Source organism: Candidatus Phyllobacterium onerii (assembly GCF_028331445.1).
In the GTDB taxonomy this organism is placed as follows: Bacteria; Pseudomonadota; Alphaproteobacteria; order Rhizobiales; family Rhizobiaceae; genus Phyllobacterium; species Phyllobacterium onerii.
The window spans coordinates 168,132-180,101 of record NZ_JAQMHX010000006.1 but is presented as its reverse complement, the minus strand read 5'-3'; the positions used below and the strand labels follow the sequence as shown (position 1 = coordinate 180,101).

Sequence of the window (11,970 nt, the reverse complement as noted above, 5' to 3'; positions counted from 1 at the left end):
CATCGACGGGAATTATCCCCGAACATGGAGCAGATACATGACTAGCACATTATCCAAGGGCACTGCCCTTATCACCGGCGCATCCTCTGGCATCGGCGCTGTCTATGCGGACCGGCTTGCCAAGCGCGGCTATGACCTCATTCTGGTTGCGCGCAACCGTGAAAGACTTGACGCTCTGGCATCCCGCCTGACCACGAAAACCGGCCGGACAGTTGAAGTTGTTGCTGCCGATCTGGGCAGCGAAGAAGGCATTGCGCGCATCGAAAACATTCTGCTTACCGACGCAAGCATAACCACGCTTGTCAACAATGCCGGCGTAGGCGCAGCCGCGCCCCTACTTGAGTCCGACACTGCCAAGATGGATGCCATGATCATGCTGAACGTCGTGTCGCTGAGCCGACTTACCAAGGCTGTCGCACAGCAGCTTGTCGAGCGCGGTGGCGGCACAATCATCAATATCTCCTCGATCGTGGCCATTTCCCCTGAACTCCTGAACGGGGTGTACGGTGGTACCAAAGCTTTCGTGCTGGCGTTCAGTCAATCGCTACATCATGAACTTGCTGACAAAGGCATTCGCGTTCAGGCCGTTCTTCCGGGCGCTACCAGCACGGAGTTCTGGGATGTCGCAGGTGTACCCATCAGCAATCTTCCCGCGAGCATCGTCATGTCGGCGGAAGACATGGTCGACGCCTCTCTTGCTGGCCTCGACCAGGGGGAGCTTGTCACCATCCCTGCTCTTCCGGATGCGGCCGACTGGAATACCTTTGAGGCAGCGCGTCAGGCACTCGGGCCGAACCTGTCACACAGCAGGCCCGCTGCCCGTCTGCTAAGCCACTAAGGAACTTATGGCGCGCGCGGGACTTGCGCGCGCCACAATCTGAAAAAAGCTACGAATCGTGCCAACGCATTGACACAATAGACGTATATTCGGCTGTCGACCTGTCCATTCTGATCATCAAACCCCTCCGGGCCGACAATGTCTCGCAAACTGGCACTGCGCCGATTAGGCGTATTCTCCATATTTCTTGCACCAAGTCGTCTACGGGCATTTGCCCGCAGCACCGAACTCGGTCTCGTTCTTGCGGCAGCTGCTGTCGGCATCGTGTCGGGCTTCATCGTCACCGCCATGAGCTTCATCGCGCAGCAGATGCACGAGTTGATTTTCGGGTTGAACGAAGGCGAACGGCTCTCGTCGATCATGGCGAATGACCACGTCCTCTTGCTCGTCGCACCTGTGACGGGCGGCGCCATTTTGGGATTGGTGCTGCTCATTCTCAACCGTTATCGGAAAAGACCCATGGTCGACCCCATCGAGGCAAACGCGCTGCATGGCGGACGTCTTTCACTCAATGACAGTCTCATCATTGCTGCTCAAAACCTTATCTCCAACGGGTTCGGGGCATCGGTTGGTCTCGAAGCCGGCTACACCCAGCTCGCATCGGGCCTAGCTTCGAAGATTGGCCTCTCCCTGCAATTGCGTCGGTCGGACCTGCGCATCCTCGTCGGTTGTGGCGCAGCCGGCGCAATTGCGGCTGCATTCAATGCCCCGCTGACGGGTTCATTCTACGCGTTCGAATTGATCATCGGCTCTTATACGATCCTTAGTCTGGCGCCCGTCGTCGTTTCAGCACTCGCTGCAACAATTATCGCGCGGATGCTCGCCGGCAATAATTTCATCATCGATATCGGCAGTTTCGGAACGGTGGTCCCGGCAGATTATATCCCGGCTCTGCTTCTCGGTGTCTTCTGCGCGCTGGCCGGGATCCTCCTCATGAAGGGCGTAGCGTTTATCGAGCAGATTGCGCGAAAGAGCTTTATTCCCGGACCGATCCGGCCATTGTTTGGCGGTGCACTCATCGGCCTTTTGGCGCTTATCTCACCTCAGGTTCTTTCCGGCGGCCATGGCGCGCTGCACCTCAATCTCGATAACACAACACCAGTTGCGGCTTTGATTGGCGTCCTCCTGCTCAAGTCATTTGCCTCGGCTATTTCCATCGGTTCGGGTTTCCGCGGCGGCCTGTTTTTCGGCTCGCTGTTCATGGGCGCCTTACTGGGCAAGCTATTTGCTTATTCGGCACCCTACGTCTTCGCTCATGCCACGTTGACACCGGTAATATATGCCGTTGTGGGCATGAGTGCGCTGGCCGTATCGGTCATCGGCGGACCCATGACCATGACGTTCCTTGCCCTCGAGATCACAGGTGATTTTCCGATCACGGTGCTGGTCCTTGCGGCCGTGATTACCGCCTCGCTTACTGTACGCAATCTGTTCGGCTATTCCTTCGCTACCTGGCGTTTCCACCTGAGAGGCGAAAGTATCAGAAGTGCGCATGACGTCGGCTGGATCCGCAATCTGACCGTGGCCAAGCTCATGCGTGTCGATGTCCGTACAGCGCCGTCCAACCTGAGCATCGATGAGTTCCGCCGCGATTTCCCGCTTGGCTCGACCCAGCGGGTGATCATTGTCGACGAGAACCACAAATATGCCGGCATGGTTCTTGTACCCGAAGCGCATTCGGGCGTGACCGAAAGCTCGGACGAGGGCCAATCGATCGTCGGCCTGATCAAGTACAAGAACGACTTCCTGCAACCACAGATGAACGCCAAACAGGCCGCCGCTATTTTTGACAAGGCGGAAAGCGAAGAACTGGCTGTCGTCAATGATCTGGTCGAGCGCCGCGTCATCGGTCTGCTCACCGAAAGCCATACACTCCGCCGCTATAGCGAAGAACTGGACAGGCAGCGGCGCGATGTTTCTGGAGAAATCTAGAGCATTTCAAGTGGTCGTTTGCCGGTCGGCGGCCGAAAGGCTTGATCGAGCGCATCGAGCTGGTCGGCCGTCAATTTTACATCGACCGCGCGGCGATTCTCCCGTATGTGCTTGGAAGTACTCGACTTTGGAATGGCGATGACACCGTCGCGGCTAAGAACGAAGGCTAATGCCACCGCGGCGGGAGTTGCCCCGCACTCCTTGGCAATACGCACGAGTGCCGGATGATTGAGCATACGACCCTGCTCGATCGGCGAATAGGCCATTATTGGCATCTTGTGCGCCTGGCACCAAGGCAATAGCTCAAATTCGACGCCGCGCCGGCTGAGATTATAGAGCACCTGGTTGGTCGAGACAGCCTTGCCGCCGTCGACCGCCTGAAGCTCTTCCATATCGTCTGTGTCGAAATTGCTGACACCCCAATGACGGATCTTCCCGGCCTTGATCAGGTCTTCGAATCCAGCCACCGTTTCTTCAAGTGCGTAGCCACCGCGCCAGTGAAGGAGATAAAGGTCGATCGTTTCGCATTTCAGCCGCTTGAGGCTGCGTTCGCAGGCGAGCCTGGTACCCCTTCGTGATGCATTAGATGGTAAGACCTTGCTTACTAGAAACACCTCGTCGCGCCTGTGTTCGATGGCTTCGGCGACCACTTCCTCTGCCCCGCCATTGCCATACATTTCCGCCGTATCGATCAGGCTCATGCCGAGATCGAGGCCAAGCCGGAGTGCATCCGCTTCCTGATAGAACTGCCGCCTGTCCTCGCCCATGAACCATGTTCCCTGACCGAGCACCGGAACCATCTCACCTGAGGGAAGAGCCGTCTGCTTCATCATGCTTCACCTTGCATCGCCGTTGTGAAACGCGCTTTGGCCTCAGCGCTCCAGACCTGTTCCGCATCGTAGTTGCCTTCGAAGGCTGGGACACCCGCTGGCAGCGCGACCCATGAATGCTTGGTCGTCGTGAAACAATGAATATCGGGAGATAGCTTTGAAGCATCGTCCAGCGTGCCAACGTAGACGAGCGCGAAAGTCTCACCAAGCTGGGAATGATTGGCCCATAGCGGTACGGAACAGCGCGGGCAGCGATGGATCATCTGGCCGGCAGGCAATGCTGACGCCGTATGAATCGCATCGGGCTTGCCCTCACCGGTGAGGATGACGCGGTCAGACTCGATCATGGCGTTGACCGCGAAAGCCGAACCCGACATCCGCTGGCAGTAACGGCAGTGGCAGCCGTGGACAATGATCGGCGCAGTTTCCATGCGGTAGCGCACATGGCCGCAAACGCAACCGCCGGTCAGGCCGCCCGAGACATCCGAATCTGTCGCCATCGATGTTCCTCCTTGCCTCCCGATGATTGCGCAATTGCATCAGGAAGTGAAGGCTCCGGATCGCCTGCACCTGCTTTCATTCGGTGAAATTGATGAAAGCTGCGCCATTGCAACGTTCGATTCCTTGGGTTAACTCTGTCAGCCCGCAAGACCGGCAAAACACTCGAACAAGAGGTGCCGACTTGCCAGAAAGGTGTGAATGGGAGGGGACACTGCATGTCACGATGGCTGGCCATCACGGGTTGGATCGATGAATTCAATCGTCGCATAGCGATTGTCGCGATCTATTTTGTCCTGTTTGCATCACTGGTTTGCGCCTTTAACGCCCTTTTGCGTTACAGCATCAGCACGATGATCTGGCTGGACCACAACCTCGGGTTTGGTGGCTTGTTCCGCAGTATTCTGGCTGTGTATGGCCGTAATTCCAATTCCCTTTCCGAACTGCAGTGGTATCTCTTCGCCGGCATGGTCATGCTCGGCGGCGCCTGGACGTTGAAATTGAACGAACATGTGCGCGTCGACCTCGTTTACGGCTCCGTCAGCGAAAGAACGAGGACGTGGATCGATTTGCTTGGCGGCCTGTTTTTCCTGCTGCCGATATGTTGCCTGATGATTTATTTCACGTGGCCCTGGTTCGTCCTGTCATGGGTAACCAATGAAGGATCGTCCAACTCAGGTGGCCTTCCGCTCTGGCCCGTCAAGTTAAGCCTTCCCGTGGGCTTCGCACTAGTGGGTCTGCAGGGCATTTCAGAACTCATCAAATGCTATCTCGCCCTCACTACTGATTATGTTCGCGAATTTGCCTACGAGAAACCCGTTCAATGATGACATTTTTTGCTGACAATCTTGCCCCGTTGATGTTCTTCGGGCTGATCATCTTTATGGTGATCGGCTATCCGGCGGCGTTTTCCCTCGCTGCGGTCGGCCTCTTCTTCGGCTTCATCGGCATCGAAATGGGTGAAATCGGCCCGGACTTCCTGGGTAATCTCACCTACCAGATGTTTTCGGTGCTTTCCAACGAACTGCTGTTGGCGATCCCGTTTTTTACGTTCATGGGCGTCATCCTTGAACGATGCGGCCTCGCCGAGGACCTGCTTGAAGGGTTCGGCCAGCTGTTCGGTGGCGTTCGCGGCGGCCTTTCCTATGCTGTCATCCTTGTCGGCGCCATTCTCGGCGCGATAACTGGTACAGTTGCCGCATCCGTGATCGCGATGGGCCTGATCTCGCTGCCCGTGATGGCGAAATACGGCTACAACATCCGGCACGCCACCGGCGTCATCGCGGCTTCCGGCACGATCACCCAACTTATTCCGCCGTCGCTTGTGCTCATCGTCCTTGCCGATCAGCTCGGCAAGTCGCCGGGTGATATGTATATCGGCGCGACCGGAGCGAGCATTGTTCAGGTCCTGCTGTTCGCGGGCTGGGTGTTCGTTCTCAGCATCATCAGGCCGGATCACGTTCCTGCGCTTCCGCCTGAAGCGCGTACCCTCCGAGGCTGGCCGCTGCTGGCACGCTGCGCACGCGGCATGATCCCGTCGCTTGCGCTCATCTTCATCGTGCTCGGCACGATCTTCATGGGCCTTGCCACACCCACGGAAGCCGGAGCGATGGGGGTTGTCGGTGCCATGTTCATTGCCTGGCTGAACCGGCGCCTGACCTGGAAGCTCGTCTATCAGGCGATGGATATGACGATGCGCCTCACCGCCATGGTCGTATTCATTCTGCTCGGCGCACGCGTGTTCAGTCTGGTGTTTCAAGGCGTCGGTGGCGGTCACTGGATCGAAACCATGCTGACCGCGCTGCCGGGCGGCGTCGTCGGATTTCTGATCTTCGTCAATATCTTCATATTTATCCTCGCCTTCTTCCTCGATTTCTTCGAAATCGCCTTCATCGTCATTCCACTGCTTGCGCCCGCCGCAAGCGCACTCGGAATCGATCTCATCTGGTTCGGCGTCATGATCTGCGCCAATATGCAGACGAGTTTCATGCACCCGCCCTTCGGCTTTGCACTGTTTTATCTCAGGGGCATCGCACCAAAATCGATCAAGACCAGCGATATCTACATGGGTGCAATCCCATGGCTGGTTCTGCAGCTGATCCTTGTAGGTCTGCTCATCGCCTTTCCGGGGATGGTTACCTACTTCCTTGATTCGACGCCCGCGGTCGACCTGCAGAATATCCAGCTGAATTTGCCATCCGCTCCGGGCAACGACCTTGGCAATCCGCCATCGTTCGATCTTGGGCAGCCGCCGTCGTTCAAGTGACCGGCCGCGAAGACCGCGGCCGGCATCAGCCGGCTGAGCCATGGCGCTTTATGAATTCTTGATATCTTTACTCTGAACCCGCAATGGAATTTATATCGGCGGGCATGGTATTTCTTGCGTGTACCCAAACCATTGGAGTGCACGGAAATGACCATATCGATGAATACTGTAGAATTAAATCAGACTGAACAAACGAACCTTACCGCGAAGCACAGCCAGAGGTTAATAATGCTGCTGGTGCTCACTGCTCTATTGGCCGGGGCCGCCGGTTTGAGACTCGCCGTCGCACTCAGTGTCTCTCTCTGAGTACGACGGGACCCCTCGCCGGCAGTTCTCCGGCGTTCGGGGTCTGCAGATAGATCGTAATAAGAGGAAATCCATGACTACGACTAGCAAAGACGACCCTTCACGATTGAAGGGCGTGATGACCGCGCTTGTCACGCCCTTCCAGAACGGTGTCATCGATTGTGACGCTCTCGCCACTTTATCGGAGTGGCACATACAATGCGGCATCGATGCCCTTGTCCCTTGCGGCACCACTGGCGAAACTCCTACCCTTGCGTGGGATGAGCGGCTGAAAATCATCAGAATCTGCGTACGAACTTCACGCGGACGCGTGCCGGTCATTGCCGGTACAGGAACCAACAGCACTGAACTGACGATTGCCCATACGTCCGCGGCCCAGTCCTGCGGCGCCGACGCTGCCCTCATTGTCACTCCCTACTACAACAGGCCGAGCCAGGAGGGCATTGTGCGTCACTTCGAGGCGATCGCGCAAAGCACCAACCTGCCGATCATCATCTACAACGTGCCGTCGCGAACAGGTGTTGATCTTACCATGCACACCCTCGACCGGCTTGCCCAAATTCCTGCGATCGTGGGCATCAAGGACGCGACTGGAGAGGTCAAGCGCGTCGAATATATTCGCACGATCTTCCATGACCGCTTCATTCTGCTGTCCGGTCACGACGAGACGGCATATGCATTTAATCTGCTCGGTGGTGACGGGATGATCTCGGTCGTCGCCAACGTGCTGCCGCACGTTTTCGTCGCCTTGCGCGATGCGTGCAAAGCCGGTGACTGGGCGACCGCCAGATACATTCAGCAAAGAATGCAGCCAGTTTTCAAGGCTTTTGACCTCGATACAAATCCATGCCCGATAAAGTATGCACTCAAGCATCGCCGTGGCATGAGTGACGAAGTTCGCCTGCCGCTTGTACGCGTCTCTGTGGAGACAGCTGGCGAGATTGGATCGGCTCTGGATCATCTGGGTGGGACAGATGACGGCGCCAACGCGATCTTCAAGCAAGTCGAGACAACTTCCGACGCTCAGACCGCGCCACTCGCTTGGCGCGTCTAGTACCAAAACGCAATTCAACAACATCTATCGCTTCAGGCCGGCAAGCCTGAAGCTGAAAGTGAGAAATCATGGCACATGCTGTAAAAAATCACGATAACTCGAACGATTGCTGTCGCTTTCTTGTCGGTCGCAGCATTGACGGTTGCTGGATCGTTTGTGACAGGCAGCGTCTGGTCGGCGGTCTTTTTGCGGACAAGCAATCGGCCGTACATTTTGCCGCTGCGCAAAGCGAGCACCAGCCGGGTGCGGTCTGGTGCGCCGAGGACGACGATTGCCTGCTCGCCGATCCCTGGCAGGACCTGTCCGATCGGTCCGACCGGTCTTATCATAGACGCGCCTGAGCGCTAAAGTTCCTCTACGAAACACGAATAGAGCGACGCCGCGTCTTTCGCCGCTCTCATTTGATCAAGAACACCGGGTGAGCGCAGCTTTCTGGAAAAACAAGCCAACACATTGAGATGCTTGTCGGGCTCCTCGTCCGGCGTCAGTAACAGGAAGACAATATCCACCGGCTGGCCATCGATCGATTCGAAGTCGATGGGTTGCTTCAATCGAGCAACCATCGCGACAGGCCGGCCAATGCCAGCGATGCGCGTATGCGGAAGGGCAACACCCTGTCCGACGCCGGTCGACCCCAGCTTTTCCCGTTTTAGCAGAGAACCCAGAATCGCGTCGGCTGGAATTGCCGCAAGTTTACTTGCACTGGCAGACATCGCCTGCAGTGCCTGCGTCTTGGATGACACATCAAGATTCCAGATTACATTCTCCGGCTTTATATAGTCGGCTAATTTCATGACGATTCTCATTCTATTTTCAGTCGCGAGTGTTCACTCTACTTCTCTGAGGCGATAGCCGACGCCGGTCTCGGTCGTGATATATTGCGGTTGGTCGGGCAGCCGCTCGATCTTCTGCCGGAGTTGCCGCACGTGAACGCGCAGATATTGCACATCCGTCGAACCTCCCCACACCTGCGCCAGCAGGAACCGGTGCGTCAGAGCCTTGCCCGCATGCTGTACGAGGACACGCAGGATCTCATACTCCTTTGGCGACAGCTTGACCTCTTTGCCATCGACCTTGACGATGCGCTTGACCAGATCGACCGAAAGCCCGCCCGTCTCGAAAATCGGCCTCTCTCCCTGCTGCTGCAACCTGTGCCGCAACGCGACACGTATACGAGCGACGAGTTCATTCATGCCGAACGGCTTGGTGATATAATCGTCTGCGCCGAGCTCCAGCGCCTGCACGATACCGCCTTCGTCCGTCCGGCTTGAAAGAATGACCACCGGCAGATCCGAACCCTCATCGCGCCAGCGACGCAGCAGTTCGTAACCGGAAAGGTCCGGCAGTCCGAGATCAAGCACGACGAGATCCGGCTGAGACAGAGCTATTTGCTCGATCGCGGCGGTGGCGTTCATAGCCTCGACAACACTGTAGCCCTGCGTGCTTAGGCCAAGCCGGAGCAACTTGCGGATGGGTGGCTCGTCATCCACAACCAGGATCTTTACGCTTGAATTTGTCATATGAGTTCTTCCAGGTTTGGCGTCTCCTTCGGAACGGGCATCCTGATCGTGAAGATCGTGCCCGACCCGTCGATACGCCTTTCCGCTTTAATGGTGCCGCCCATGGCTTCTATGAAGCCGCGTGATATCGACAGGCCAAGCCCAGTACCGGCTGTGACCTGATCGCCCTTGCGTACGCGATAGAATGTATCGAAAACTCGCTCCAGATCATCGGCGGGGATGCCTGGCCCTTCATCGATGACCTGCAGGATTACCCAGCCCTCATCGGTCCAGGCCTGAATTCGCAGCGAGGAACCTTCCGGTGCATATTTGGAGGCATTGTCGAGAAGGTTGAACAGTACTTGCTCAAACAGCACCGGATCCACCCTCAGCATCGGCAGGTCGGGCGGTATATTGACCTCCGTCTTGTGCTGCCCAATGATCTTTCTGGCCCGGCTCAGCGCGGTGCCGACAATGTCGCCGACGTAGTGGAACGCGAAATTCGGCTCCATTGCGCCGGATTCGATCCTGGTCATGTCGAGCAGATTGGCGATGAACCGGTTGAGTCGCTCGGACTCGTCGATGACAGTCCCAAGCAGTTCCACCCGCGCCTCGATCGGCAAGGCCTGCGCAAACTCCTTCAAGGTACCTGCAGCACCCATGATGGCGGCAAGCGGGGTCTTCAGATCGTGCGAGATCGACGTCAGCAGCGCCGAACGAAGGCGGTCGGCCTCCGCTGCGAGCCTGGCACGGTCGACGTCGGCCACAAGCTGCGTGCGCTCTATGGCGACAGCCGCCTGATCAGCCAGTGCATCGAGCAGACGTTGTTGCTCCGGCGTGAGCAGCGGCCCCTGCTTGTCACTATCCAGCCCTATGACACCGACCGCCATGCGGCCCGTCCGCAATGGCAGATAAAGCCGCTTCGCACCCGGCAGCGTGTCAGCTCCTCGACCTGCTGCACGGTTGTTTTCCCAAGCCCAGCGGGCCGCCGCGATGTCCGCATCATCCAGCGTATCGTCAGGTGGATAGCCGGCCTTCACCTCGATGGTCCCATGATCTGGCAGAAGCAGAACCACACGCACCTTCAACATGGATGCGATCTGGAACGCCGTTGCCCACAACACATCATCAAGCGTGCCGGTCCCAGCGAGCTTCTTGCTGAAGAGATAGAGATCTTCGGTCGTTCGGGCGCGCTGACGTGCTGCCGAGGCCTGACGCTGGACCCGTGCGGTCAGATTGCTGGCAATGACTGCGACACCGAAGAAGAAGGCTAGCGCGATGACGCTTTCAGGATCGCTAATATCGAGCGTGTAGAGCGGCTGGAGAAAGAAGAAATTGAGCATCAGGGCGCTAAGGACGGATGCGAACAAAGCCGGCCAGAGCCCAACCGAAACGGCGGAAGCAAGCACCGCCATGAGGAAGACAAGCGCGATGTTGCGCACGTCAACCACGCTAGAGAGTAAAAGGCCGAATGCGAGTGCACCGATCACATAGGCGGTGCTCAAGAGATAGGCTCTGATCCGGACGCTCGCCATTGGCGCCTGCTCGGCGGTCCGCACCGTAGCACCCGCATGCTCTTCGCTTCCCGAGATGACATGCACGCTGATATTGCCGGCCCGGCGGATCAGATCATGGGATACCGACCCTTCAAAGAGTTCGCGCCATTGCGCCTTGTGCGGCTTGCCGATGACAATGTGTGTAACATTGTTTTCCCGTGCGTGACGTGCAATTTCCTCGGCTGCATCCCGGCCCGGGAGCGTGATCGCATCACCACCTAGCTGGCCCGCAAGGCGCAGCGTAGATGCGATCCGATTCCGGTCCGCTTCTGAAAAACGCGTCGACCGATGTGTCTCCACGTTAACAGCTGTCCACGGCGCCCGAAGCCGATCCGCAAGACGGCGGGCATATCTGACAAGTGAAGCACCGCCCGGATGTTCGTCGATACAGACGAGAACCCGGTCGCCAGCCGCCCAAGGCCCGGATATCGCATTCGCCTGCATATGGGTAAGCAGCTGATCATCGACACGTTGCGCGGTACGCCGGAGTGCAAGCTCGCGCAGGGCAGTCAAATTGCCTGGCGAAAAATAGTTTTCCATGGCGCGCTTGGCGTTGGCGGGAACGTAGACCTTGCCCTCCAGCAGACGCTTGATCAGATCAGCGGGCGTCAGATCGATGATCTCGACCTCATCGGCCTGGTCGATGACCGAATCCGGCACTGTTTCGCGCACCCGCACCTTGGTGATCTGCGCCACGACATCATTCAGGCTTTCGACATGCTGGATGTTCATCGTCGAATAGACATCGATGTCGTGTGCCAGGATCTCCTGCACATCCATGTACCGCTTCGGATGTCGCGTGCCTGGAGCGTTCGTATGTGCGAGTTCATCGACCAGAACGAGGCCTGGCCGGCGTGCGAGGATCGCATCGAGGTCCATCTCCTGGAGATGATGATCCTTGTAGTTGACATGTGTGCGCGCGATCACTTCGAAACCGTTGACCAGAGCCTGCGTTTCCTTGCGGCCATGCGTCTCGACGACGCCGATCACCACATCCTTGCCATCTGCAAGTGCCGCTCGGCCAGCCATCAGCATTTCATAGGTTTTGCCCACACCGGGTGCCGCCCCGAGAAAAATCTTCAGCCGTCCCCGCGTCTCGCGCTCCGCATTTTCAAGGAGTGCATCGGGTGATGGTCTCCTGTCGGTGTCGCGGCTGTCAGTGGGCATTGTGGGCCTCTCATGCCAGAGCCG

General features: G+C 57.5%; 11 protein-coding genes. 5 read left to right on the top strand and 6 right to left on the bottom strand.

What is annotated here, in order from left to right:
• Positions 1-37: 37 nt before the first annotated feature.
• Together PHA01_RS15590 and PHA01_RS15585 are read left to right on the top strand one after the other, a co-directional pair.
• Positions 38-838 (top strand): SDR family NAD(P)-dependent oxidoreductase, encoded by an 801-nt coding sequence (locus PHA01_RS15590; protein WP_271896984.1) that lies wholly within the window; start codon positions 38-40, stop codon positions 836-838.
• A gap of 138 nt (positions 839-976) precedes the next feature.
• Entirely contained in the window at positions 977-2,770 is a 1,794-nt protein-coding gene (locus tag PHA01_RS15585) for a chloride channel protein (RefSeq protein WP_271896982.1), read from the top strand.
• Here PHA01_RS15585 and PHA01_RS15580 read toward each other — a convergent pair.
• Both PHA01_RS15580 and PHA01_RS15575 read right to left on the bottom strand, forming a co-directional pair.
• Positions 2,767-3,603 carry an aldo/keto reductase gene (locus tag PHA01_RS15580; protein ID WP_271896981.1) on the bottom strand — a complete coding sequence of 279 codons (837 nt, stop codon included), beginning with the start codon at positions 3,601-3,603 and terminating at the stop codon, positions 2,767-2,769. The two genes, PHA01_RS15585 and PHA01_RS15580, sit on opposite strands and share 4 nt — an antisense overlap.
• Positions 3,600-4,100 carry a GFA family protein gene (locus tag PHA01_RS15575; RefSeq protein ID WP_271896980.1) on the bottom strand — a complete coding sequence of 167 codons (501 nt, stop codon included), beginning with the start codon at positions 4,098-4,100 and terminating at the stop codon, positions 3,600-3,602. The genes PHA01_RS15580 and PHA01_RS15575 overlap by 4 nt, the downstream gene beginning before the upstream one ends.
• 216 nt (positions 4,101-4,316) lie before the next feature.
• On the opposite strand from PHA01_RS15575, the gene PHA01_RS15570 reads away from it, so the two are divergent.
• The 3 genes from PHA01_RS15570 to dapA all read left to right on the top strand — a co-directional run bounded on the left by PHA01_RS15570 (position 4,317) and on the right by dapA (position 7,724).
• Positions 4,317-4,925, top strand: coding sequence for a TRAP transporter small permease subunit (locus PHA01_RS15570; protein ID WP_271896978.1), 609 nt, complete (start codon positions 4,317-4,319; stop codon positions 4,923-4,925).
• Positions 4,922-6,364: a TRAP transporter large permease gene (locus PHA01_RS15565; RefSeq protein ID WP_271896976.1), complete on the top strand. Its 1,443-nt coding sequence runs from the start codon at positions 4,922-4,924 to the stop codon at positions 6,362-6,364. The genes PHA01_RS15570 and PHA01_RS15565 overlap by 4 nt, the downstream gene beginning before the upstream one ends.
• 379 nt (positions 6,365-6,743) lie before the next feature.
• Positions 6,744-7,724, top strand: a complete 981-nt coding sequence (dapA, locus tag PHA01_RS15560; RefSeq protein ID WP_271896974.1) for a 4-hydroxy-tetrahydrodipicolinate synthase — start codon at positions 6,744-6,746, stop codon at positions 7,722-7,724.
• A gap of 32 nt (positions 7,725-7,756) precedes the next feature.
• Here the strand turns inward: dapA and PHA01_RS15555 are convergent, their stop codons facing one another.
• Genes PHA01_RS15555 through PHA01_RS15540 form a run of 4 tightly spaced genes read right to left on the bottom strand, consistent with a single transcriptional unit; the run spans position 7,757 to position 11,946 of the window.
• Positions 7,757-8,053 (bottom strand): hypothetical protein, encoded by a 297-nt coding sequence (locus PHA01_RS15555; protein ID WP_271896972.1) that lies wholly within the window; start codon positions 8,051-8,053, stop codon positions 7,757-7,759.
• 15 nt (positions 8,054-8,068) lie between these two features.
• On the bottom strand, positions 8,069-8,518 hold the full coding sequence (locus PHA01_RS15550) for a PTS sugar transporter subunit IIA (protein ID WP_271896970.1): 450 nt from the start codon (positions 8,516-8,518) through the stop codon (positions 8,069-8,071).
• 33 nt (positions 8,519-8,551) lie between these two features.
• Entirely contained in the window at positions 8,552-9,244 is a 693-nt protein-coding gene (locus PHA01_RS15545) for a response regulator transcription factor (RefSeq protein ID WP_271896968.1), read from the bottom strand.
• On the bottom strand, positions 9,241-11,946 hold the full coding sequence (locus tag PHA01_RS15540; RefSeq protein WP_271896966.1) for a sensor histidine kinase: 2,706 nt from the start codon (positions 11,944-11,946) through the stop codon (positions 9,241-9,243). The genes PHA01_RS15545 and PHA01_RS15540 overlap by 4 nt, the downstream gene beginning before the upstream one ends.
• Positions 11,947-11,970 lie beyond the last annotated feature (24 nt).

Excerpts from the sequence above, each read along its gene's own strand:
- PHA01_RS15555 (WP_271896972.1), bottom strand. The coding sequence starts at position 8,053 with ATGATAAGACCGGTCGGACCGATCGGACAGGTCCTGCCAGGGATCGGC.
- PHA01_RS15575 (WP_271896980.1), bottom strand. The coding sequence starts at position 4,100 with ATGGCGACAGATTCGGATGTCTCGGGCGGCCTGACCGGCGGTTGCGTT.
- PHA01_RS15540 (WP_271896966.1), bottom strand. The coding sequence starts at position 11,946 with ATGCCCACTGACAGCCGCGACACCGACAGGAGACCATCACCCGATGCA.
- PHA01_RS15570 (WP_271896978.1), top strand. The coding sequence starts at position 4,317 with ATGTCACGATGGCTGGCCATCACGGGTTGGATCGATGAATTCAATCGT.
- PHA01_RS15580 (WP_271896981.1), bottom strand. The coding sequence starts at position 3,603 with ATGATGAAGCAGACGGCTCTTCCCTCAGGTGAGATGGTTCCGGTGCTC.
- PHA01_RS15565 (WP_271896976.1), top strand. The coding sequence starts at position 4,922 with ATGATGACATTTTTTGCTGACAATCTTGCCCCGTTGATGTTCTTCGGG.
- PHA01_RS15550 (WP_271896970.1), bottom strand. The coding sequence starts at position 8,518 with ATGAAATTAGCCGACTATATAAAGCCGGAGAATGTAATCTGGAATCTT.
- PHA01_RS15585 (WP_271896982.1), top strand. The coding sequence starts at position 977 with ATGTCTCGCAAACTGGCACTGCGCCGATTAGGCGTATTCTCCATATTT.
- PHA01_RS15590 (WP_271896984.1), top strand. The coding sequence starts at position 38 with ATGACTAGCACATTATCCAAGGGCACTGCCCTTATCACCGGCGCATCC.
- dapA (WP_271896974.1), top strand. The coding sequence starts at position 6,744 with ATGACTACGACTAGCAAAGACGACCCTTCACGATTGAAGGGCGTGATG.
- PHA01_RS15545 (WP_271896968.1), bottom strand. The coding sequence starts at position 9,244 with ATGACAAATTCAAGCGTAAAGATCCTGGTTGTGGATGACGAGCCACCC.